This window comes from Streptosporangium sp. NPDC020072 (genome assembly GCF_040631445.1).
Lineage (GTDB): Bacteria > Actinomycetota > Actinomycetes > Streptosporangiales > Streptosporangiaceae > Streptosporangium.
On record NZ_JBEYAB010000019.1, the window covers coordinates 95,421 to 116,836 of the forward strand.

General features: G+C 69.5%; 20 protein-coding genes. 10 read left to right on the forward strand and 10 right to left on the reverse strand.

Going from position 1 to position 21,416, the window contains the following annotated elements:
- Window positions 1-84: 84 nt before the first annotated feature.
- On the reverse strand, window positions 85-1,395 hold the full coding sequence (locus ABZ470_RS36415) for an MATE family efflux transporter (protein WP_362917210.1): 1,311 nt from the start codon (window positions 1,393-1,395) through the stop codon (window positions 85-87).
- Window positions 1,396-1,722: 327 nt separating this feature from the next.
- On the opposite strand from ABZ470_RS36415, the gene ABZ470_RS36420 reads away from it, so the two are divergent.
- Window positions 1,723-5,025, forward strand: a complete 3,303-nt coding sequence (locus tag ABZ470_RS36420; protein WP_362917212.1) for a replicative DNA helicase — start codon at window positions 1,723-1,725, stop codon at window positions 5,023-5,025.
- Between the two features lie 194 nt (window positions 5,026-5,219).
- Complete coding sequence (locus ABZ470_RS36425; protein WP_362917214.1) at window positions 5,220-5,795, forward strand: YdeI/OmpD-associated family protein; 576 nt, start codon at window positions 5,220-5,222, stop codon at window positions 5,793-5,795.
- Between the two features lie 3 nt (window positions 5,796-5,798).
- Here ABZ470_RS36425 and ABZ470_RS36430 read toward each other — a convergent pair whose 3' ends face one another.
- Together ABZ470_RS36430 and ABZ470_RS36435 are read right to left on the reverse strand one after the other, a co-directional pair.
- The gene (locus ABZ470_RS36430) at window positions 5,799-6,536 is read right to left on the reverse strand and encodes a phosphodiesterase (protein ID WP_362917216.1); all 738 of its coding nucleotides are present in this window, start codon (window positions 6,534-6,536) and stop codon (window positions 5,799-5,801) included.
- 19 nt (window positions 6,537-6,555) lie between these two features.
- Window positions 6,556-7,491 carry an NADP-dependent oxidoreductase gene (locus ABZ470_RS36435; protein ID WP_362917301.1) on the reverse strand — a complete coding sequence of 312 codons (936 nt, stop codon included), beginning with the start codon at window positions 7,489-7,491 and terminating at the stop codon, window positions 6,556-6,558.
- A gap of 99 nt (window positions 7,492-7,590) precedes the next feature.
- On the opposite strand from ABZ470_RS36435, the gene ABZ470_RS36440 reads away from it, so the two are divergent.
- Window positions 7,591-7,995: a helix-turn-helix domain-containing protein gene (locus tag ABZ470_RS36440; protein WP_352013666.1), complete on the forward strand. Its 405-nt coding sequence runs from the start codon at window positions 7,591-7,593 to the stop codon at window positions 7,993-7,995.
- On the opposite strand, the gene ABZ470_RS36445 is transcribed toward ABZ470_RS36440, so the two are convergent.
- The 4 genes from ABZ470_RS36445 to ABZ470_RS36460 form a co-directional block, all read right to left on the reverse strand.
- Window positions 7,984-8,754 carry an SDR family oxidoreductase gene (locus tag ABZ470_RS36445; RefSeq protein WP_362917218.1) on the reverse strand — a complete coding sequence of 257 codons (771 nt, stop codon included), beginning with the start codon at window positions 8,752-8,754 and terminating at the stop codon, window positions 7,984-7,986. The genes ABZ470_RS36440 and ABZ470_RS36445 overlap by 12 nt on opposite strands.
- A gap of 21 nt (window positions 8,755-8,775) precedes the next feature.
- Entirely contained in the window at window positions 8,776-9,351 is a 576-nt protein-coding gene (locus ABZ470_RS36450) for a TetR family transcriptional regulator (RefSeq protein ID WP_352013668.1), read from the reverse strand.
- Between the two features lie 81 nt (window positions 9,352-9,432).
- Entirely contained in the window at window positions 9,433-10,158 is a 726-nt protein-coding gene (locus tag ABZ470_RS36455; RefSeq protein ID WP_362917303.1) for an ABC transporter permease, read from the reverse strand.
- A 5-nt stretch (window positions 10,159-10,163) separates the two neighbouring features.
- On the reverse strand, window positions 10,164-11,063 hold the full coding sequence (locus tag ABZ470_RS36460; protein WP_362917220.1) for an ABC transporter ATP-binding protein: 900 nt from the start codon (window positions 11,061-11,063) through the stop codon (window positions 10,164-10,166).
- A 132-nt stretch (window positions 11,064-11,195) separates the two neighbouring features.
- On the opposite strand from ABZ470_RS36460, the gene ABZ470_RS36465 reads away from it, so the two are divergent.
- Both ABZ470_RS36465 and ABZ470_RS36470 read left to right on the forward strand, forming a co-directional pair.
- A complete protein-coding gene (locus ABZ470_RS36465; RefSeq protein WP_362917222.1) occupies window positions 11,196-12,698 on the forward strand; it encodes a histidine kinase in 1,503 nt (500 codons plus the stop codon).
- 10 nt (window positions 12,699-12,708) lie between these two features.
- The gene (locus ABZ470_RS36470) at window positions 12,709-13,365 is read left to right on the forward strand and encodes a response regulator transcription factor (protein WP_352013671.1); all 657 of its coding nucleotides are present in this window, start codon (window positions 12,709-12,711) and stop codon (window positions 13,363-13,365) included.
- Window positions 13,366-13,606: 241 nt separating this feature from the next.
- On the opposite strand, the gene ABZ470_RS36475 is transcribed toward ABZ470_RS36470, so the two are convergent.
- Window positions 13,607-14,845, reverse strand: a complete 1,239-nt coding sequence (locus tag ABZ470_RS36475; protein ID WP_362782023.1) for a cytochrome P450 — start codon at window positions 14,843-14,845, stop codon at window positions 13,607-13,609.
- Between the two features lie 443 nt (window positions 14,846-15,288).
- Window positions 15,289-15,747 carry a MarR family transcriptional regulator gene (locus ABZ470_RS36480; RefSeq protein WP_362782026.1) on the reverse strand — a complete coding sequence of 153 codons (459 nt, stop codon included), beginning with the start codon at window positions 15,745-15,747 and terminating at the stop codon, window positions 15,289-15,291.
- 120 nt (window positions 15,748-15,867) lie between these two features.
- Here ABZ470_RS36480 and ABZ470_RS36485 point away from each other — a divergent pair, with 120 nt between their 5' ends.
- From ABZ470_RS36485 to dnaN, 5 genes are all read left to right on the forward strand, one after another.
- Window positions 15,868-16,878, forward strand: a complete 1,011-nt coding sequence (locus ABZ470_RS36485; protein ID WP_362917224.1) for an SMP-30/gluconolactonase/LRE family protein — start codon at window positions 15,868-15,870, stop codon at window positions 16,876-16,878.
- An 86-nt stretch (window positions 16,879-16,964) separates the two neighbouring features.
- A complete protein-coding gene (locus ABZ470_RS36490; protein ID WP_362917226.1) occupies window positions 16,965-17,720 on the forward strand; it encodes a ZIP family zinc transporter in 756 nt (251 codons plus the stop codon).
- 377 nt (window positions 17,721-18,097) lie between these two features.
- Window positions 18,098-18,679: a hypothetical protein gene (locus ABZ470_RS36495; protein ID WP_362917228.1), complete on the forward strand. Its 582-nt coding sequence runs from the start codon at window positions 18,098-18,100 to the stop codon at window positions 18,677-18,679.
- A gap of 112 nt (window positions 18,680-18,791) precedes the next feature.
- Complete coding sequence (locus ABZ470_RS36500) at window positions 18,792-19,391, forward strand: TIGR03086 family metal-binding protein (RefSeq protein WP_352013677.1); 600 nt, start codon at window positions 18,792-18,794, stop codon at window positions 19,389-19,391.
- A gap of 161 nt (window positions 19,392-19,552) precedes the next feature.
- Window positions 19,553-20,656 carry a DNA polymerase III subunit beta gene (gene dnaN / locus ABZ470_RS36505; RefSeq protein ID WP_362917230.1) on the forward strand — a complete coding sequence of 368 codons (1,104 nt, stop codon included), beginning with the start codon at window positions 19,553-19,555 and terminating at the stop codon, window positions 20,654-20,656.
- A gap of 58 nt (window positions 20,657-20,714) precedes the next feature.
- Here dnaN and ABZ470_RS36510 read toward each other — a convergent pair whose 3' ends face one another.
- Entirely contained in the window at window positions 20,715-21,404 is a 690-nt protein-coding gene (locus tag ABZ470_RS36510; RefSeq protein ID WP_352013679.1) for a FadR/GntR family transcriptional regulator, read from the reverse strand.
- Between the last annotated feature and the right edge of the window lie 12 nt (window positions 21,405-21,416).

Here is a 21,416-nt window from a genome sequence, read left to right on the forward strand (position 1 = left end):
CAACCGTATTGCCGGACTGCTCACAGTGCCGCAGGGGGCGCCGTGGGACAAGAGTCTGCTGGTTACGTGGCGGACACCTCCCGATCACGCACCGATCACCAGCCACGCCCCGCCTCTGGCCCGCAGCCCCAGGGCGAGGAACCGGGCGCCCATCCACACCCCCAGCGCCAGCCACAGCATGACCAGACCGCCGCCCGACAGCACGACCGCCAGCGCGACCGGCAGGTAGGCCAGCGTCGTCCACAGGCCCGCCCAGGCGAGGTAGCGCTGGTCACCGGCGCCGATGAGCACCCCGTCCAGGACGAAGACCACTCCGGCGACCGGCTGCAGGAGCGCCACGACCAGCAGCGGGCCGAGCAGGTGCTCCGTGACCTGGGGGTCGGCGTCGAAGACACCCGGCACGAACGGCCTGGCGGCGAGGACCAGGAGCCCGAGCACCACGCCGGAGCCGACCCCCCACCCGACCATCCTGCGGGTCGCCTGCCGTGTCGCCTCGGCGTCCCCGGCGCCCAGGGCGTGGCCCGTGATGGCCTGCCCGGCGATGGCGATGGCGTCCAGGGCGAAGGCGAGCAGTGTCCAGATCCTGAGGGCGATCGTGTGGGCCTCGATCTGTCCCTCTCCCATGCGGGTGGCCAGCGTGGCCGCCACGGCCAGCACCACCTGCAGGCACGCCGTACGGATGATCAGGGCGACCCCGGCCGTTCCCGCCGACCTGATGCCCGCCAGGTCGGGGCGGACCGGAGCGCCGTACCGGCCGAAGACGAGGGCCAGGTAGACGACGGCGCCCAGCGACTGGGCCAGCACCGTGCCCCAGGCGGAGCCCGCCACACCCCAGCCGAGGCCGAGGACGAACAGGACGTTGAGCAGCGCGTTCAGCGCGAAGGAGCCGACCGAGACCAGCAGTGGGGTCGTGGTGTCCTGCATGCCCCGCAGTACGCCGGTCCCGGCCAGCACCAGGAGCATGGCGGGCACGCCGAGCAGGCTGATCCGCAGGTAGGTCACCGCCTGCAGGGCCATCTCCCCCTCCGCGCCGACCAGGGAGACCAGTGAGGGCGCGAGCGGCCAGACAACGGCGATGATCGCCAGCCCGGCGGCCGCGGCCAGCCAGAGGCCGTCGCCGCCGTGCCGTACGGCCCGCGCGGTGTTGCCCGCGCCGACCTGACGGGCCACCGCGGCCGTCGTGCCGTAGGCGAGGAAGACGCACAAGGAGACCAGCGCGCCGAGCACCGTGCTCGCCACGCCGACGGCGCCGAGCGCGGGCGCGGGCAGGTGGCCGACGATGACGGTGTCGGTCAGCAGGAACAGGGGTTCGGCCACCAATGCTCCGAAGGCGGGGACCGCCAGACGCAGGATCTGCCTGTCATGGTCGCGGCCCGTCCGGGAGGTAAGCGGCATAGCTGCATTGTGTCTCTTACCACCGAGGAGGCCGTCGGCGGGACCAACGGGACGGCCGGGGAGGCTCACGGCGTGTCGCCGCAACTTTCTTTTCTCCACAGGCAGTGGATTAAGTTTTCCCAGCTCAGAAAGGCCTTGTGGACAAACCCCACTGGTTATCCACAGGACTTTCCCCAGGCTGCCCACATGTCTGGCCGAGAACTGCACACCTTATCCACACCCCTGTCGACAGGCCGCGTTGCCACGTCGTCCGGTGGGCGCGAGACTGTCAGACCGGTCGGCTAAACCTTAAGATGGCGAAACCATGTTCGAATGAGGGGGTGCGAGGTGAGCATCGCGGAGCCACCTGTCTTCGAGCCTGGATTCGAGCGCACCCCGCCGAACAACATCGAGGCCGAACAGTCCGTCCTCGGCGGCATGCTCCTGTCCAAGGACGCCATCGCCGACGTCGTCGAGATCCTCAAGTCCGACGACTTCTACCGCCCCGCCCACCAGCTCATCTACGACATCATCACCGACCTGTACGGCAGGGGCGACCCGGCCGACGCCGTCACCATCTTCGGTGAGCTGCAGAAACGCGGCGAGGTCGCCCGCGTCGGCGGCGCCGCCTACCTCCACACGCTGACCTCCGTCGTGCCGACCGCCGCCAACGCGGGCTACTACGCGCGCATCGTCCGCGAACAGGCCATCCTCAGACGCCTCATCGAGGCGGGCACCCGCATCGTCTCCTTCGGGTACGGCGGGCAGGACGAGGAGGTCGACGACCTCGTCGACCGCGCCCAGGCCGAGATCTACAAGGTCACCGAACGCCGCACCTCCGAGGACTACGTCCCCCTCGCCGAGATCATGCCGGGTGCCCTCGACGAGCTTGAGGCCATCGGCGGCAGAAGCGGCCAGATGGTCGGCGTCCCCACAGGCTTCCAGGACCTCGACGGCCTCACCAACGGCCTCCACCCCGGCCAGATGATCGTCGTGGCCGCCCGGCCCGCCATCGGCAAGGCGCTCGCCCTCGACACCCCCCTGCCGACGCCGGACGGCTGGACCACCATGGGCGAGGTCGGCCGGGGCGACCACCTCATCGGCGCGGACGGCAGGCCGACCCGGGTCGTCGCCGTGACCGACGTGCTGCACGGACGACCCTGCTACGAGGTCGAGTTCGACGACGGCACGGTGATCGTCGCCGACGCCCTGCACCAGTGGCGGACGGTCCACGCCGTGGTGACGACCGAGGAGATCGCCCGCACGCTCCGCGCCGAGGACGGCGGGCCCGCCCACGCGGTCGCGGTCGCGGCGCCGTTCGACCTTCCCGAGCGCGACCTGCCGGTGCCGCCGTACGAACTCGGGGGCGGGCGTATCCCCCCTGCCTACCTGCGGGCGTCCCTGGAACAGCGCCGCGAGCTGCTCAAGGTCCTGACGGGCGGCGATGAGCGGGTCCGGATCCCCGCGACGGAGGGACCGCTCGCCGAGGACGTCCTCGAACTGGCCCTGACCCTCGGCCACCGGGCGACCATGAGCGGGTCCGTGATCGACCACGTGATCGACCTCGCCACCGAGCAGGTCCGGCACGTCGTGGACGTCAGGGCGGTGCCCTCGGTGCCGGTCAGGTGCGTCGAGGTGGACAACGCCGACCACACCTACCTCGCGGGAAGGGCCTGCGTGCCCACCCACAACAGCACGCTCGGGCTGGACTTCGCCAGGTCCGCCGCGATCAGGCACGGCATGACCACCGTCGTGTTCTCGCTGGAGATGTCGCGCAACGAGATCACGATGCGTCTGCTGTCCGCAGAGGCCAAGGTGTCGCTGCAGTCGATGCGCTCGGGCACGATGACCGACGACGACTGGGCCAAACTGGCCAGGCGGATGGGCGAGGTGGCCGAGGCGCCGCTGTTCATCGACGACTCGCCCAACATGTCGATGATGGAGATCCGGGCCAAGTGCCGCCGCCTCAAACAGCGCAACGACCTGCGCTTCGTCATCATCGACTACCTGCAGCTGATGTCCTCGCCGAAGAAGACGGAGAGCCGGCAGAACGAGGTCTCGGAGATCTCCCGATCGATCAAGCTCCTCGCCAAGGAGCTTGAGGTCCCGGTCATCGCGATCTCCCAGCTGAACCGTGGTCCGGAACAGAGAACCGACAAACGCCCCATGGTCAGCGACCTTCGCGAATCCGGATGCCTGACCGCGGACACCAGGGTTCTCCGTGCCGACACCGGAGCCGAGGTCTCCCTCGGCGAACTGCTGGAACGCGACGAGCGAGACATTCCCGTCTGGTCGCTGGACGAACGACTCCGCCTCGTGCCGCGCACGATGACCCACGTGTTTCCCAGCGGGGTGAAGGAGGTTTTCCTGCTCCGCATGAAGTCGGGGCGTGAGATCAGGGCTACGGCCAACCACCCCTTCATGACCTATGATGGCTGGCTCCCGCTGGACCGGCTCGGCGAGGGGACACGGCTGGCCGTACCCCGGCATGTGCCCGCTCCCCGGCAGCTCAGAGAGTGGCCGCAGGAGAGGGTCGTGCTCCTGGCTCACATGATCGGCGACGGGTCGTTCGTCAGGTCTCAGCCGATTCGCTACGCCAGCAAAGACGAGGCGTGTCTGACGGCCGTGACCGAGGCGGCCACGCACTTCGGTGTTACGGCGGTCCGGGATGACTACGAGGCGGCCAGAGTGACCACCCTGCGGTTGCCCGCCCCCTATCGGCTGACCCACGGCAAACGCAACCCGATCGCCGCCTGGCTGGACGCGCTCGGCCTCTTCGGACTGCGCAGCCACGAGAAGTATGTTCCCGACGAGGTCTTCTCACTGGCCCGGTCTCAGACCGCCCTCTTCCTCAGGCATCTGTGGGCGACCGACGGCTGTGTCTGGTGGGACGAGAAGAACGGCCAGGCACGTGTCTACTACGCATCGACGAGCCGGCGTCTGGTGGACGACGTCGCCAGGCTCCTGCTGCGTTTCAACGTGATGACACGGATCAAGCAGGTCCGCAAGGGAAACCACCGTCCGGGCTACCAGTTGCACGTCTACGGTGCGGAGAACCAGCTCCGCTTCCTCGACGACATCGGCGTCCACGGTGAACGGGCCGAACAGGCCGCGCGCTGCGTCGCGGCATTGCGTGAGGTCACGGGTAACACGAACCTCGACACGATTCCTCGTGAGGTCTGGGATCGTGTCAAGGACGTGCTGGCGGACAAGCGGATGACCCATCGGGAGTTCTCCTTTGAGCTCGGCACGCAGTTCTGCGGTAGCGCCCTGTGGAAGGGCGCTCCCAGTCGGGAGCGTCTGGGCAGGGTCGCCGTGATCCTGGACGACGCCGAACTTGAGATGCTCGCGACCAACGACGTCTTCTGGGACGAAGTGCTGTCGATCGAAAGCCAGGGGGAGGAACCTGTCTACGACGCCACGGTCCTCGGTACCCACAACTTTGTGGCGAACGGCATCAGCGTCCACAACTCCATCGAGCAAGATGCGGACATGGTCATCCTTCTGCACCGGGAGGACGCCTACGAGCGGGAGTCGCCCCGGGCGGGTGAGGCCGACCTGATCGTGGCCAAGCACCGTAACGGTCCGACCGCCACGGTCACCGTGGCCTTCCAGGGGCATTACAGCCGTTTCGTCGACATGGCGCACTGAGACGCCCGGTCCGTTGTGGCCGACGGTGGTTTCGCGGGGCCAGGCGTCCGTCGCGGACTGGAGGAGCGGGGTCGTTCCCGGGCCGACACGTGCTCTGAGATCCCCTGTGGGCGTCCGGCTCAGCCGTCCCACGGCCCCGCCGTACCCGGTTTGCGGTGGTTTCGGAGGCGGCTCCCACGTGGTTGACTGGCGCGATGAGTGATGATCCGGAGAGTCTCTTCTTCCCTTCGGCTGAGGCGTTCGAGGAATGGCTGGCCGCCAACCACGCCTCCTCGTCAGGGCTCTGGCTCAGGGTCGCCAGGAAGGTGCCGGGGGTCGAGTCGCTGGACTACCCCCAGGCACTCGACGTGGCGCTGTGCTACGGCTGGATCGACGGGCAGAAGAAGGGCTTCGACACCACGTACTGGTTGCAGCGGTTCACCCCGCGCAGGCCGCGGAGCAGGTGGTCGAAGGTCAACCGCGACAAGGTCGCCGCACTGCTCGAACAGGGCAGGATGCAGCCCGCGGGCCTGCTGGAGGTCGAGCGCGCGAAGGAGGACGGCCGCTGGGAGGCGGCCTACGAAGGGTCGCGGACCGCGACCGTCCCCGAGGACCTGGAGCTCGCCCTGGCCGGCAACCCCGCCGCGCGGGAGTTCTTCGCGACGCTGGACAGCCGTAACCGCTACGCGGTCCTTTACCGTGTCCAGGACGCCAAGAAACCGGAGACCAGGGCACGCCGCATCGAGCGGTACGTCACGATGCTCGCCGAGCACAAGAAGATCTACCCCTGAGCCCTACAGGATCGGCCGGACGTGGGTGGTGAGGCGGTCGCCGTCCAGGACGTGCAGGGCGATCTGCGGAGGCAGGGAGAGGTCGAACGAGCGGCGTTCCGCGGTCTCCGTGGGCAGGAGCAGGGTGTTGATCACACCGGGGGCGACCAGCAGGGGACGACCGGCGAACCAGGTGCTCGCGGGGGTGTGGGCGTGCCCGGCCAGGACGGCGACCACCTGGGGGTGACGGCTCAGGACGGCTTCGAGCCGCTCGGGCTCGCGCAGCCGGATGTCGTCCACGTACGGGATGCCCAGCGGGACGGCCGGGTGGTGCATGCCCACGAGGGCCGGGACGTCGGGCGACTCGGCGAGCACCCCGTCGAGCCAGGCGAGGGTCTCCTCCGTCAGCAGGCCGTCGTGCCGTCCGGGAACGCTGGAGTCGCACAGGGCGACGACGAGGCCGTCGAGCCGCAGGACCTGGTTGACGGGGTCGTCGCCGTCCTGGTCGAGGAGGACCTTGCGGAAGGCGGCCCGGGAGTCGTGGTTGCCGGGGCAGATCACGGTCGGGTGGCGTGAGGTGAGCGCCTGCCTGGCGATCTCGTACTCCTCCACCGTGCCGTGGTCGGCGATGTCCCCGGTCACGATGACGGCGTCGAGCGGACCGGGCAGACCGTCCAGGTGACGCATGACGGCTCGGGTCCGTTCGACGCTGCGGGGGGAGTCATCGATGTGGATGTCGCTCACGTGGGCCAGTGTCAGCATCGTCCAAGATTGACATGCGTCAGGGGAGCAGGACGAGACGCCCCCTGAGGCCGCCCCGGCTGAGCCGTTCGTGGGCCTTCGCGGCGTCGTCGAGGGGGAGGGTGTCGGCGACCCTGAGGCTCAGCCGTCCCTCACCCGCCAGTCCGGCGAGCTCGGCGAGCCGTGCGCCGTCGGCGCGGACCCAGACGTTGGACACCCTGGTGCCGCGCAGCGGGCGGGGGACCGCGCCGTCGAGGACGGCCGCGAAGGAGCCGCCGCCGCGTACGGCGGTGAGCGCAGCCGTACCGACCACGGCGGCGTCGACGGCGCCGTCGACCCCTCCGGGCACGAGTTTCCTCACGGCCGTGCCGAGTTCGGCACCGCGCGGCACGAAGAACTCGGCGCCGAGACGGCGGACGAGGTCCTCGTCCTCCTGGCCCGCGACGGCGACGACCCGCAGCCCGCGCAGTACGGCCAGCTCCACGGCGTGGCCACCGACCGCCCCCGCGGCGCCGGTGACCAGAACGCTCTGGCCTTCGGACAGTTCCAGCAGGTCGAGGGCCTGGTCGGCGGTGAGGGAGTTGAGCGGGAGCGTGGCCGCCTGTACGGCCGTGACGCCGTCGGGGATGAGGGCCAGGGCGTCGGCGTCCAGCACGACCTGTTCCGCGTAGGCGCCCAGGGGAAGGTCGAGCCGGTCGACCAGACCCACGACCCGGTCGCCGGGGGCGAACCCGGTGACGCCCGTGCCGACCTCCTCGACCACCCCGGCCAGGTCCCAGCCGATCCCGTGCACGTCGCGCTGGTCGGCGAGCCCGATTTCGACGAGGACTCCCGCCCTGGTCGCCACGTCGACGGGGTTGACGCCCGCCGCCTCGACCCGGACCCGGACCTGTCCCACGCCCGTCTCGGGGACGGGAACCTCCTCGATCTCAAGCACTTCCGGTCCGCCGAACGAACGAACGACCACAGCGCGCATCATCGCCTCCTCAGGGTTTCGATGAGGCGAACCTATGGAGTGTTACTCTCCATAAGGAAGTACGCACCCGGAAGTGCGTACCGCACCGGAAGGGGCGCCATGACCACCCGTACGGCGGCGCAGCGGCGGCAGGAGGCGAAGGTGGCCTACGACGCCTTCCTGGCCACCTGCCCGGCCAGGCAACTGCTCGACGCGATCAGCGACAAGTGGGTCAGCCTGGTCCTGAACGCGCTGTCCGGCGGACCGAGGCGCTACAGCGACCTGGACAGGATCATCGCCGGCGTCAGCCAGAAGATGCTCACCCAGACCCTTCGGAGCCTGGAGCGCGACGGCCTGGTCGAAAGGACGGTCACCCCCTCGGTCCCGGTGCGGGTCGACTACGCCCTCACCGATCTCGGCCGTGACCTCCAGGTCCTCATGCTGGCCATCAAGTCGTGGGCGGAGGGCAACATCGAGCAGGTCCGCGACGCCAGGGAGGCCTACGACGCGCGATCAGGCGGTTGAGCCGCCGTCGGCGACGATGTCGGCTCCGACCACGTACCCCGCGTCGGCCGAGGCCAGCCACAGGACCGTGCCGGTCGCCTCGTCGAGGGAGCCGACGCGACCCGCGGGGATCTGGTCCTTCACGCGTTCGGCCCGGTCGGCCTCGGTCTCGCCGGGCCGCATGGACATCGACGTGTCGTGACTGCCGGGGCTGAAGGCGTTGATCCGCACGCCCTGGCCGATGTACTCCAGCGCGGCGGTGCGGGTCAGCGCGGTCACCGCGGCCTTGGAGGCGGCGTAGGCGCCGAACCCGGGCAGGCGCTTGTGCGCGCCGATCTGCGAGCTGAAGTTGACGATCACTCCGCCGCCCCCGGCGACCATGGCCGGGATCTCGTGCTTCATCGACAGGAAGACGCCGGTCAGATTGACGTCGAGCACCCGGGCGAAGTCATCCTCCGGCTGGTCGGCGACCTTGCCCGTGGCCAGCACCCCGGCGTTGTTGACCGCGACGTCCAGTCTGCCGTACCGGCCGACGATCTCGCCGACCAGCGCGGCGACGGAGGCCGAGTCGGTGACGTCCGCGGTCAGCGCGGCGATCCGGCCACCGTCGGCGTCGGCGTCGGCGTCGGCGTTGGCCAGCTTCACGGTCTGCTCAAGGGCCTCGCGTCCACGGCCGGAGACCACCACCTGGGCGCCCTCCCTGGCGAAGCCGAGGGCGACGGCCCTGCCGATGCCCGACCCGCCCCCGGTGACCAGGACGACCTTGTCGTGGAACCTCATGTCCCCTCCATATAGGAACGATCAGTCAAGAATTTTGAGTGCCTGAGCGGCCGCGTCGCGCAGCCGTTCCGGAGCGGACCGGCCCTTGGCCGTCAACCGCAGCCCCTGCAGGAAGACCAGCAGGAACCGGGCGAGCGCCACGGGATCGCGGTCGGCGGGCAGTTCCCCCTGCGCCCGCGCCCTGATGAGCGCCGAGGTCAGCGCCGTCTCCAGGCAGGTCCAGTTGGCGTCGACGATCCCGGCGACCCGCTCGTCGCCGGGAAGGAGCTCGCCCGCCGCGTTCACGATCATGCAGCCGCGCCGGTCGCCGATCGAGTCCTCGGTGTAGAGCTCGACCAGCCCCCGTACGGCGGGCAGCGCGGCCCCGGGCTGGGACAGCAGCTCGACCGGCGAGGGGTTCCTGGAGTTCGCGTAGCGCCGCAGCGCCTTCAGGTAGAGGTCGTGCTTGCCGCCGAAGGTGGCGTACAGGCTGGCCCTGCCGATGCCCAGCCGGTCGACCAGGTCACTCATGGAGGTCGCCTCGTAGCCACGCTCCCAGAACAGCTGGAGAGCCGCCTCAAGGGCGACCTCCGGGTCGAACTCCTTCGTTCTCGCCATGGGGAGAAGGCTACGCCTATCTGGAACGAACGGTCAAATAAAAGTACGGCCCACGCCTCCGCGCGTGGGCCGTACCCGTACCTACTCCCAGCGGAACAGCCGGATCGCCAGTGTCACCGTGACCAGTACGGTCCCCGCCATCACCACCAGGTGCAGCGGCTGCGGCGCGTGCCCCGCCCACGTGTCACGCAGTGCCTGGGCGAACGGCGCCAGCGGCAGGAAGTCACCGATCCGGCGCACCAGGTCGGGCAGCATCTCGCGGGGAATCCACATGCCCCCGACGAACAACAGCGGGAACATCAGCAGCGAGCCGATCCCCGACGCCGACTTCACGCTCGGCGCGACCGCCGCGATCAGCAGGCCGAGACCGAGCAGCGAGGCGGTGCCCAGCAGGAACACCCCGACGAAGGCCAGCGGGCTCCCCGGCAGGGGGACCCCGATGGTCACGTGGCCCAGCACGATCAGCAACACGGTCGACAGCACCGCGACACCGATGTTGTTGACCACCTGGGCGATCAGCAGCCGAACCGGTGGCACCGGCGTGGTGGACAACCGGCGCAGAATGCCGTTCTCCCGATAGGCCACCAGTACGGCGGGCAGTGCGGACAACGCCATCGTCACCACGGACAGGATCACCATCATGCCCGGCAACTGGGTGTCGATCACCCGCTGCCCGCCCATCTCGGCACTCGCCTCCTGGAAGGAGGGAATGCTGCCCAGCCCCAGCAGCAGTCCAAGCGGCAGCAGGATCGCGAAGATCGGTCCCGCCGGGTCACGGAGGAAGAGCTTCGCCTCCATAATGATCATCTTGTTCACGTGGAGATCTTCTTTCCGGTGAGGGCGAGGAACGCGTCGTCGAGAGTGGCCTGCTCGGCCCGCAGGTCCTTGGGGACGACCCCGGCCATGGCCAGGGCGGTCGTGACCGCCAGCAGCAGCTCACCGCTTCCCGTGACCTCGACCCTGGCGCCGTCCCGCCGTACCGCGCTGACCTGGGGCAGGTCGGCGAGCGGCGCCGTGTCGAAGAGGGCGGGGGCGCGGAAGGTGACCCGTTGGGAGTCCCTGACCCGTGCGATCAGCCCGTCGGGGCTGTCCACGGCGACCAGCCTGCCCGCGTCGATCAGCGCGAGCCGGTCACAGAGCCGTTCCGCCTCCTCCATGAAGTGGGTGACCAGCAGGATCGTCACCCCGTCCGCCCTGATCTGCTCGATGAGCTCCCAGGTGTCCCGGCGGGCCTGCGGGTCGAGGCCGGTGGTCAGCTCGTCGAGGATCGCCACCTTGGGGTTGCCGACCAGCGCCAGCGCGATGGAGAGCCGCTGCTTCTGACCGCCGGAGAGAGTGGCGTACCGCGCGTTCCGCTTCTCGGCGAGCCCGACCCGCTCGATCAGCGCGCGCCAGTCGGCGGGCTCCCGGTAGAAGGAGGCGTACAGCTCCATCGCCTCCCACACCTTGATCTTCGCGGGCATGGCGGAGCTCTGCAGCTGGACGCCGAGCCGCTCCTTGATCTCGGCACGATGAAGGCCACCCAGCACCTTCACGGTTCCGGCGTCCGGGACGCGCAGCCCCGCGACGCACTCGACGGTGGTCGACTTGCCGGCGCCGTTCGGGCCGAGGACGCCGAAGATCTCCCCCTCCTCGACGGAGAAGGACACGCCGTCGACCACGAACCGGTCGCGGTACTTCTTTCTGAGGCCGTTGACCTCGATAACCTTCATGCCGACGACGCTAGGAAACCTGGCCCGGAACCCAGAAGCCGTTTGGATACACGGCGAAGGTGGGGTTTCCTACACCCCGAAGGGGAGTTGTTGTCATTGGATGTCCGGTTCGGATCGCCGACACTCATATCCATGAGGCGACACACGGTGGCGGTCGGCAGAGCCCTGGCGATGGGGACGATGGCCCTGGCGGACCTTGTACTGCTTGTGATGAGCATGTTCGCCGGGCTGCTCACCATCATCGGAATGATCTTCTTCTTCCCGCCCGTGATCAGGGTGATCCGATGGCGTACGGCCATGGCCAGAAGGCTGACGGGCAGGTGGCTCGGCACCGAGGTGCTCCCGCCGTACCTGCCGCCCCCTCCGCCGGTCAGGCCCCAGCCCGACGGCTGGTACCGCTACCAGCGCCAGCTCTACAAGACGCCGTGGTGGCCCAACTGGAACAACCGGACAAAGTGGATATTCACCGACCCCGCGACCTGGCGTGACACGGCCTGGGTGCTGCTCAACCCGATCGTCGGCGGCAGCCTGGCGGTGGTCCCCCTGCTCATGGCCGGTTACGGCCTGACCCTGCCCTGGCGCTGGGCGCCGCAGGCCGCCCCCCTCGGGCTTGTCATCGCGGCCCTCGGCGTCGCGGCGACCCCGTGGCTGCTGCGCTTCTACGGCTGGTGGAACAGGCTGCTGCTCGCGCCAACCGCCAGATCCGTGCTGGCCAGCAAGATCAGGCGGCTCAACCAGGTCAGGCTGGACACGGTGGACTCCCAGGCCGCCGAGCTACGGCGGATCGAACGCGACCTGCACGACGGCGCCCAGGCCAGGCTCGTCGCCATCGGCATGACCCTCGGCGCGGCCGAGGAACTAGTCGACAAGGACCCCCAGGCTGCCAAGGCGCTGCTGGCCAAGTCGCGCGAGGCCTCATCGACCGCCCTCACCGAACTGCGTGACCTGGTCAGGGGCATCCACCCGCCGGTCCTGGCCGAACGGGGACTCGGCGACGCCATCAGGGCGCTGGCACTGGACAGCCCACTGAAGATCAAGGTCACCGTCGACCTCAAGTCACGTCCCGAGGCACCCGTCGAGTCCGCGGTCTACTTCTCGGTCAGCGAACTGCTCACCAACGCCGCCAGGCACGGCGGCGCGGAACGCGTCTGGATCGACATCAGCGGCCAGGGCAGGACACTGCGCGTCACCGTCACCGACGACGGCTCCGGCGGCGCCGACCCCGCACGCGGCAGCGGTCTGGACGGCATCGAGCGACGCCTTGCCGCCTTCGACGGGATACTCGCCCTCAGCAGCCCGCCCGGCGGCCCCACCACCGCCACGATCGACGTGCCCTACGCGCTGGTCACACCGCAGGGGGACACCCCCTCCATGCCCCGGTGGAAGTACGCGGCCGTCGCGATCGGCTGGTGCGTCGGCTGGCTCCCCACGTTCCCCCAGGGCCTGGTCCCCGCGATCCTCAAGATCACCGGTGTTGAGGAACGAAGCTGGTTCCTCGCGCTCTACCTGCCCGAGCCGCTGCAGTGGCCGATGATCGTCTTCAACATCCTCCTCGGAATGGCCCTGTACGGCATGGCGATCGGCATCCCCACCGCTCACGCCCACAAGCACGAACTCAGGAACGGATGCATCTAAAGTGGGACCGGTGCACCCCAGAGTCGTCATCGCCGAAGACCTCTACCTGCTGAGAGACGGACTGGTCCACCTGCTTCAGGCCCACGACTTCGAGGTCGTCGCGGCCGTCGAGTCGGGTCCCGAACTGCTCACCGCCCTGACCACCCTGCGCCCCGACGTCGCCGTGGTCGACGTACGGCTCCCGCCCACGTTCACCGACGAAGGCCTGCAGGCGGCGCTGACCGCCCGCAGGGCCGTACCCGGCCTGCCGGTGCTCGTCCTGTCCCAGCACGTCGAACAGCTCTACGCCCGCGAACTCCTGGCCGACGGCTCCGGCGCCGTCGGCTACCTCCTGAAGGACCGGGTGTTCAACGCCGAACAGTTCATCGACGCCGTACGGCGGGTCGCCGCGGGCGGCACCGCCATGGACCCCGAGGTGATCGCGAAACTCCTGGCCAGTACGGCCAGGCACGAACCGCTCGGCGAACTGACCCCCCGCGAACGGGAGGTGCTCGAACTGATGGCCGAAGGCCGCTCGAACGCGGCCATCGCCCAACGGCTCTACCTCAGCGAGAGCGCGGTCGGCAAACACACCGCGGGCATCTTCACCAAACTCGGTCTGTCCCCGTCGGACGACGACAACCGGCGGGTACTGGCGGTGCTGGCTTATCTCAACGCCGCTAGGTGACATGGCGCCGCCTTCGGCGTCGCGGGGCTTGGGCGCTTCGGGCCGGTGCTTTCCCTCGTCGTTCGTCCGCTGCGCTCCCTCTCTCCTCAGTCCAAGCGTCGGCGCGCCCGAACCGTTTCTCTTTGCGACGCCTTCGGCGTCGTGGGCTTGGGCGCCCTGAGTCGGTGCTTTCCCTCGTCGTTCGTCCGCTGCGCTCCCTCTCTCCTCAGTCCAAGCACCGACGCGCCCAAGCCGGCACTCCTCACTTCTTGGAGGGGTGGCCCAGGCGGAGGGGGAGTTCGCTCAGGCCGTTGATGACCAGGGAGGGGAGGCGGTTCGGGGTGGGGGTTTCCTGGGCCAGGGTGAGGTCGGGGAAGCGGTCGAACAGGGCGGGGAGGGCGATGACGGCTTCCAGGCGGGCCAGGGGGGCGCCGATGCAGTGGTGTACGCCGACGCCGAAGGCCAGGTGTTCGGCCGGGGGTCTGGCCACGTCGAAGCGGTCGGCGTCCTCGCCGTGCTGGTGCGGGTCGTGGCCCGCGGCGAAGTAGGTCGCGAGGATGGCGTCACCCGCGGGAATGCGCACCCCGTCCACGTCGATGGGCTCCGTGGCGTACCGCAACGGGAAGTTGGCGACCGGCGGCGCCCAGCGCAGGGCCTCCTCGATCACCGCCTCCCAGGTGACCTCCCCCTCCCGGATCCGGCGTAGCTGCTCGGGGTGGGTGAGCAGGGCGTGGACCGTGCTGTCGATCAGGTCGACGGTGGTCTCGTGCCCGGCACCGAGGAGGGCCAGCAGAGTGTCGCGCAGCTCGTCGTCGCTCAGCCGGTCGTCCTCGTAACGGGCGTTGATCAGCTCCGTGGTCAGGTCGTCCCCGGGGTGCTCGCGCTTGTGGGCGATCAGGGCGGGGAAGAACGTCCTGATCCTGGCCGAGGTCTCGGCCGCCTCCTCAGCGGTCGCGGCACTGTCGATGAAGGCCGTGGAGATCCAGGCGACCTCGGGACGCATGTCGTCGGGGACGCCGAACAACTCGCAGATCACCCGCAGCGGCATCGGGTGGGCGTAGGCGACGCGCAGGTCGACGACCTGGTCGGCGGGCAGTCTGGTGAGGTCGTCGATCAGCTCGGCGGTGATCCGCTCGATGATCGGCCGCATGGCCAGGGTCCGGCGGCCGGTGAAGCTGGGGGCGACGAGGTTGCGCAGTCGCCGGTGCTCCATGCCGGAGGCGTTGACCAGGTTCCGCATGCCGATCCACAGGTTGAGCCAGCCCCACTCGGGCCGTTCGTCGACCTGCGGCCACAGACTCCAGTACCGCTGCGGGTCCTTGCTGACCCGGGGGTCGAGAATGACCTGTTTGAGCAGGTCGTGGCGGGTGATGGCCCAGACGGGCACGCCACCGGGAAGTTCGACCTTGACCACGGTGCCCAGGGCACGCAGCCGGGACACCTCACCGGGAACGTCGCTTCCGTAGGGGTCCAGGACGATGGGTGAAGAGGAAATGGCCATGCGGACGCTCCCTGGAGGTCGAGCGGATTGACGCGGGCCGGGACGAGCACACGGCGGCGGACGGGGTCGTCGCGTTCCGGAGGCCGAACCGGCGGCTCCACCGCCATGGGGGTCGCCCCTGCCACCGATGATCAGGGGCCGTAAGAACCACGGCTCCCCGTTGTCGAACATTCGCCGGAGAATACCCAAACACTAAATACGACAACGTCACAAGTCAACGATTCCTCGTCGTCGGGAGGCCACCCCAACGGCATGGAGAATCGTCGGCTCGGCGCGCGATAAGGCAGGTCAGGCAGGCCGTACGGTCAGGTGGTCGGCAGGTGGAAGCCGTCGACGGCGAACCACAGGAGGAAATCCCGTACCACGGAAAAAGCCTGAACCAGAAAAGGGTGGCCACTGGAAAGAAAATGGTTAGCCCTTTTTTCCGTCCGGAGGGAGTTTCGCTACGACTCGGGCTCGGGAGCCGTTCGGGCGGCCTCCAGGAACTCGACGCAGCGGCCCAGCAGGGTGATCAGCGTCTCGCGTTCCTCGGGGGTGAACTTCGCGGCGAGCCCCCGTTCGACACGCACCGCGCGGGGGTCGGCCGCGGCCAGCACCTGTTCGCCCTTCTCGGTGAGGCGGGTCTCCAGGACGTTCCTGTGCCACTCGTGCGGGGTGCGCTCGATCAGGCCGTGCTCCTGGAGGTTCTTGAGCACGGTGTTCATCGTCGGCGGGGTGACCGCGCACGCCCTGGCCAGCGCGGCGGCCGAGATGCCGGGGCTGGCGGAAAGGTGCAGCAGCGCCGCGTACTGCGACACGGTCAGCCCGGCCTGCTTCAGCGCGGCGTTCTTGGCCGCGTTGAGCGCCTGCTCAGCGCGCTTGAGGTGGGAGCCCAGGCGCTCGGAGAGCGGCAACTCGGTCATCTCCGCATGGTAACAACCCGTGAATTAAAGCGTTGACGACCATTAGAGTTCTAACTAGAGTTCGCTTCCGAACAAGCGATATGACTCTGTCAAGCATGTGAAGCCGAACAGAAGGGCACCATGTCTTCGCCTCGTCTGATCGTGGCCGCCGCGGCCACGACCCTCACCGCGCTGCTCTCCCTCGCCCCCGCGCTGCCCGCCTCCGGTGCGCCGGCCACGACAGACCAGATCACGCGGGCGCGGATCTCCACCGCGTACGAACTTCCCGGCGACCGGGTCTACCCCGAGGGCGTCGCCGTGGATCCGCGCACCGGCGACCTCTACGCCGGCTCCTACACCGACGGCACGGTCTTCAAGATGACACCGGGTCACCGGGTGGCCCAGGTCTTCCTGCCCGCGGGCGCCGACGGGCGTGACACCGCCAACGGGCTCAAGGTCGACCGGGCGGGACGGCTGTGGGTCACCGACTCGACGACCGGGGTCTCGGTCTACGACACGCGCACCCGACGCCTGCTGGCGAGCTTCGACGTCCCCGGGCAGGCCCCGGACAACCCGGCCTTCGTCAACGACCTCGCCATCGCCCCGGACGGCAACGCCTACCTCACCGACAGCGTCCGCTCCGTGGTCTACCGCGTCACGCCGCGTCAGGTGGCGGCCGGAGGCAGGACGACGCTCACCGTCCGCTTCGACCTGGGCGAGGCACTCGACCCCCACGGGCCCGACGCGTTCACCCTCAACGGGATCGTCGCCGACCCCTCGGGGCACTACCTGCTGACCCCCGACATGACCGGTGGCGACCTGTACCGCCTCGACATCGCCTCAGGAGCGATCCGCAGGGTGACGCTGACCGGAGGCGACACGCTGCACGCCGACGGGCTCGAACTGCGGGGCGGCAGGCTCTGGGTGGTCCACAACACCGAGAACACCATCAGTCGCTGGAAGGTGACACGGGACGGCGCCGCGGCCAGGGTCGAGCGGCGGCTGACCGACGAGGCCCTCCAACTCCCGACGACGTTGGCGTTCGGGAACGGCACGCTCTACGTGGTCCGCTCCCAGTTCGACAAGGGCGGCCCACTCGGCTCGGGAACCCCGCGGACCCCCTTCACCATCGCCTCGGTACGGGGCATCTGACCACGCTCCCCCACCTCGCGAGAATATGGGACATTCATTACCCGTTCCTGGGAAATGTCGCCCGACGCGGGATGGGGGAGACGGCCGTGCCGCAGTGGCTTCAGGCAGGTCTGTGGGGAACCGCCGCCGGGGGAGCCCTCGTCGTGGGGGCGGCGGTCGCCTGGCTGGTACGGGTCCCGGCCGTGATCATCGCCGGGATCATGGCCTTCGGCGCGGGCGTGCTGATCTCGGCGCTGTCCTTCGAACTCGTCGACGAGGCCGAACGCTCAGGAGGGCTCCTCCCCACGGCGGTCGGCTTCCTCGTCGGCGCCTGCGCCTACGTCGCGGCCAACACCCTCCTCGCCCGGTACGGCGCCCGCCACCGCAAACGCTCCGGCGACAGGCAGCCGTCCGAGGGCGACATCCAGGGCAGCGGTACGGCCATCGCCGTCGGCGCCCTGCTCGACGGAGTCCCCGAGTCGGTCGTGCTCGGCCTGTCACTGCTCGACGGCCGGGGCGTCGGGATCGCGGTCCTGGGGGCCGTCTTCATCTCCAACGTTCCCGAGGGGCTCTCCAGCGCGGCGGGCATGAAGCAGGCCGGGCGCGGCGCGCCGTACGTCTTCGGGGTCTGGGGCGGCATCGCCCTGGTGAGCGGGCTGGCGGCCCTCGTCGGCCACCTCACCCTCCAGGACGCCTCACCCGCGACCGTCTCGGTGATCACCGCCGTGGCCGCAGGGGCGATCCTCACGATGGTCGCCGACACGATGATCCCCGAGGCCTTCGAACGCGCCCATCTCTTCACCGGCCTCATCGCCACCCTGGGCTTCCTGGCGTCCTTCACCGTCGAACGCCTCGGCGCGTAGCCGGTCCGGAGCCACAGACGTCCACCCGGGTCCGTGCGCGCTCAGCCCTACGCGAGGGGTGAGTCTGAGCGCGCACGGACCCCGTGTCCGCCTTCGGCGTTCCCCTGCTCGGCCCGCGCCTACAGCCTGATCAGGAACACCGTGTTCTCCCGCCGCTGTGATCACCCACGGAGGGGTCCCGGGATAACCCCCGGGACGGATCGCCGCTCGTCCGGCAGAGGGACGATCCGTCGGTACGGCGACGGCCACCATGTGATCGCCATCCCGGCGACGCCTCCCACCCGGCGTCCACGGACGACATCCGGGGATGGCGCGAGCCGTCAACACACGCGCTCTTGGCACAGCACCGAACCCTGTCGGAACGAAAGCCGGAGAACATGAACGTGTACAAGAAGGCTTTGCCCGCCGCGCTCGCGGCGGCCGCGCTGGCCACCCTGACCGCGGCTCCCGCGTCCGCGGCGCCGACCACCCTGGACGTGACGGTCAAGGTCCAGCTCAGCCACACCTCGACCGTGAAGGAGTCGGCCGGGGTGTGGTTCACCTGTCCCGGCAACGAGGTGATGACCGGCCGTTCCCACTCCGGGGACGAGAACGGCTCCACCACCTACTACTGCAGCACGATCACCATCAACGACCAGCCGGTCCAGAACGTGGTGAAGGGACTGTGGAGCGCGGGCCTGAAGGAGAGCAGGTCGTCCTACACCGCGCCGAACGACCAGGCCGTCATCGGCAGGTGGCACTCGGGTGACGAGAACGGTTCCACGAAGTACCTCGCGGCCATGTTCTTCTGGCAGGGCAGGCAGGTGCGCTTCTCCTCCCCCGCGTGGAGCGGCGATCTCAAGGAGAGCAGGCACTCGTGGCGGGCGAACGCGGGCCAGGTCATGACCGGCCGGTACCACTGGGGTGACGAGAACGGCACCACGAGATACCAGTACGCCACGGTGACGATCGTCGACTGACGATCCGGTTCCGGCGGTACCCACCGAGCCCCCTCGGTGGGTACCGCCGATCCACCATGGGTGGGGCGGCCATGATGATGGATGCTGTGATCAACACATCTGAGGGGGCTTCGTGAGCATTCAGGAGTTCGACCGGCGAGCGGTGCGGGACAGCGTGGACGTGGTCGCCGCGGTGACGATCGACGATCTCGACAGGCCGACACCGTGCGCGGGATGGACGGTGGCCGACCTGCTCGCCCACATGACCGTCCAGCACCACGGGTTCGCCGCCGCGGCCAGGGGCACCGGAGCCGACCTGGAGGTCTGGAAGGTCAGGCCGCTCGGTGACGACGCCGTCCAGCTCTACACCAAGGCGGCGGAGGACGTGCTGGCGGCGTTCGCCGAGGACGGCGTGCTCGAACGGGGGTTCACGCTGCCCGAGTTCGCCCCCCGGGGACCGGTATTTCCTGCCCGGCAGGCCATCGGCTTCCACTTCATCGACTACCTGGTGCACGCCTGGGACGTGGCCCGCTCGATCGGCGCCGACTACCGGCCCGACCCGGAGCTTGTCGAGGCCGCCTGGCCGATCGCCCTGGCCGTCCCCGACGACGAACGGCGCACCAGGCCGGGAGCCGCCTTCCAGCCGGGCCTGCCCGTCGACGACGAAACGCCGGGCTTCGACCGCGTCCTCGCCGTACTCGGACGCACCCCCGGCTGGACCCCCTCGGCGTGAGACCGGGAGCCTGGGACGTTCCGCCGCGCGGGAACGCAGCGTGACCACCGGCCGACTGAGTGATATGTCAGTATCAGTGGTTTGTCGGTAGGACCGGCTACCGTTCTCCGGAGTACGGCCACCGCATGTGGTGGTGCCGTTCGGGACGAAGGGATGCTCAGGTGAAGTTCCGGGTCAACCGTGATGTCCTGGCCGACGCCGTGGTCTGGGCCGCTCGTGCCCTGCCGACCCGCCCGGCCGTTCCCGTGCTCTCCGGTCTGCTGCTTGAGGCCGACGCCGAGGACCTGGTGTTGTCGGCCTTCGACTACGACGTCTCCGCCCGCGCCACGATCGAGGCCGAGGTCGCCGAGCCCGGCAGGGTGCTCATCCCGGGCCGCATCCTCGCCGAGATCACCCGGAGCCTGCCCGCCCAGCCGGTCGAGATCGTCACCGACGGGTCCGAAGCGGTGCTGACCTGCGGAAGCGCCGAGTTCGGCCTGCTCACCATGCCCGTTGAGGACTTCCCGTCGCTGCCCAAGGCCCCGCCGAAGATCGGGGCGGTCGGCGGCGGGGTCTTCGCGAGCGCGGTCGGCCAGGTGGCGCCCGCCGCCAGCCGTGACGAGACCCTCCCCATGCTGACCGGCGTCCGCTTCGACATCGCGGGCGAACGCGTGACCATGGCCGCCACCGACCGCTACCGCATCGCCGCCAGGGAGTTCGACTGGCGCCCCGAGCAGCCGGGCGCCACGGCCGCGGCCATGGTCCCGGCCCGGGTGCTCGTCGAGGTGGCCAGGTCGTTGCGCGGCGGAGAGGTCTCGATCGGCCTGGGCGAGGGAGTCGCCGGGTTCGAGAGCGTCGGCAGGAGCACCACGGTCCGCCTGCTCGACGAGCAGTTCATCGACTACCGGGCACGGCTGACCGACGAGTGGCCGATCAGGGCGGACGTGCGGGCCGCCCCGTTCGTCGAGGCGATCAAGCGGGTCGCGCTGGTCGCCGAGCGCAACACCGCGATCAGGCTCACCTTCGGCCAGGGACAGGTGCTCATCCAGGCGGGCGGCGGCGACATCGGCCGGGGCACCGAGGTGCTGGAGGCCGAGCTGTTCGGCGAGGAGATCCAGATCGCCTTCCAGTCGCACTTCCTGCTGGACGGCCTGAGCGGCGTCGAGACCGAGTTCGTACGGCTCAACATGCAGACGCCCAGCCGGCCCGCCCTCATCACCGAGGTGCCCGGAGACGCCGAGCCGGCCTTCCGCTATCTCGTGATGTCCCTGCGTCTGGCCGCCTGAGGCCCCGACCCGGACAGGAAGCACCCGGCGCGGCGGCGTCCGCCGCGCCGGGTGAAGGTCAGCTGGTGAGTTCCTGGGCCTCGGTCAGAGCGATCAGGATGTGCTCCATGCACGCGTGACCGGCGCGCTCGGCGGCGGCGGCGTCGCCCGCCATGATGGCGCGGGCGATGGCGTCGTGCGGGATGTAGGTGCTGTTGAGCGAGGTGCCCGCGGCGGTGATGCTGGCCCGCAGCGCGGCGGAGAAGTCCTGGTAGAGGTCGATCATGACCCGGTTGTGGGTCGCCTGGACGACGGCGACGTGGAAGGCGAGGTCGGCCTCGACGAAGGCGGTCGGCTCGCCCGACTCCCAAGCCTGCTCCCGCTCGGCGAGGGCGGCCTCGATGTGGGCGATGTCGGCCTCGGTCCGCCGCGTCGCGGCCAGCTTGGCGGCCTCGACCTCAAGTGCGCGCCGTACCTCCAGGATCTCCAGTTGCTCGGCGGCGCGTAGCCGTCGCAGCATGGCGCCGGAGAGTTCGCTCGTGGCGCGGACGTAGGTTCCGTCGCCCTGGCGGCATTCGAGCAGGCCTGCGTGGGTGAGTGCCCTTACCGCCTCACGCACGGTGTTGCGTCCGACCCCGAGCTGCTCCGCGAGCACGGTCTCGGTGGGAATCTTCGTGTGCATCTTCCAGGAGTTCGACGTGATCTGCTCTTTGAGCTGGTCGATCACCTGGTCAACGAGAGACGCCCGCTGCGCCGTACGCAGACTCACAGTCCGCCTCCT

Excerpts from the sequence above, each read along its gene's own strand:
- ABZ470_RS36415 (WP_362917210.1), bottom strand. The coding sequence starts at position 1,395 with ATGCCGCTTACCTCCCGGACGGGCCGCGACCATGACAGGCAGATCCTG.
- ABZ470_RS36425 (WP_362917214.1), top strand. The coding sequence starts at position 5,220 with ATGAGTGATGATCCGGAGAGTCTCTTCTTCCCTTCGGCTGAGGCGTTC.
- ABZ470_RS36430 (WP_362917216.1), bottom strand. The coding sequence starts at position 6,536 with ATGCTGACACTGGCCCACGTGAGCGACATCCACATCGATGACTCCCCC.
- ABZ470_RS36435 (WP_362917301.1), bottom strand. The coding sequence starts at position 7,491 with ATGCGCGCTGTGGTCGTTCGTTCGTTCGGCGGACCGGAAGTGCTTGAG.
- ABZ470_RS36440 (WP_352013666.1), top strand. The coding sequence starts at position 7,591 with ATGACCACCCGTACGGCGGCGCAGCGGCGGCAGGAGGCGAAGGTGGCC.
- ABZ470_RS36445 (WP_362917218.1), bottom strand. The coding sequence starts at position 8,754 with ATGAGGTTCCACGACAAGGTCGTCCTGGTCACCGGGGGCGGGTCGGGC.
- ABZ470_RS36450 (WP_352013668.1), bottom strand. The coding sequence starts at position 9,351 with ATGGCGAGAACGAAGGAGTTCGACCCGGAGGTCGCCCTTGAGGCGGCT.
- ABZ470_RS36455 (WP_362917303.1), bottom strand. The coding sequence starts at position 10,158 with ATGATCATTATGGAGGCGAAGCTCTTCCTCCGTGACCCGGCGGGACCG.
- ABZ470_RS36460 (WP_362917220.1), bottom strand. The coding sequence starts at position 11,063 with ATGAAGGTTATCGAGGTCAACGGCCTCAGAAAGAAGTACCGCGACCGG.
- ABZ470_RS36465 (WP_362917222.1), top strand. The coding sequence starts at position 11,196 with ATGAGGCGACACACGGTGGCGGTCGGCAGAGCCCTGGCGATGGGGACG.
- ABZ470_RS36475 (WP_362782023.1), bottom strand. The coding sequence starts at position 14,845 with ATGGCCATTTCCTCTTCACCCATCGTCCTGGACCCCTACGGAAGCGAC.
- ABZ470_RS36480 (WP_362782026.1), bottom strand. The coding sequence starts at position 15,747 with ATGACCGAGTTGCCGCTCTCCGAGCGCCTGGGCTCCCACCTCAAGCGC.
- ABZ470_RS36485 (WP_362917224.1), top strand. The coding sequence starts at position 15,868 with ATGTCTTCGCCTCGTCTGATCGTGGCCGCCGCGGCCACGACCCTCACC.
- ABZ470_RS36495 (WP_362917228.1), top strand. The coding sequence starts at position 18,098 with ATGAACGTGTACAAGAAGGCTTTGCCCGCCGCGCTCGCGGCGGCCGCG.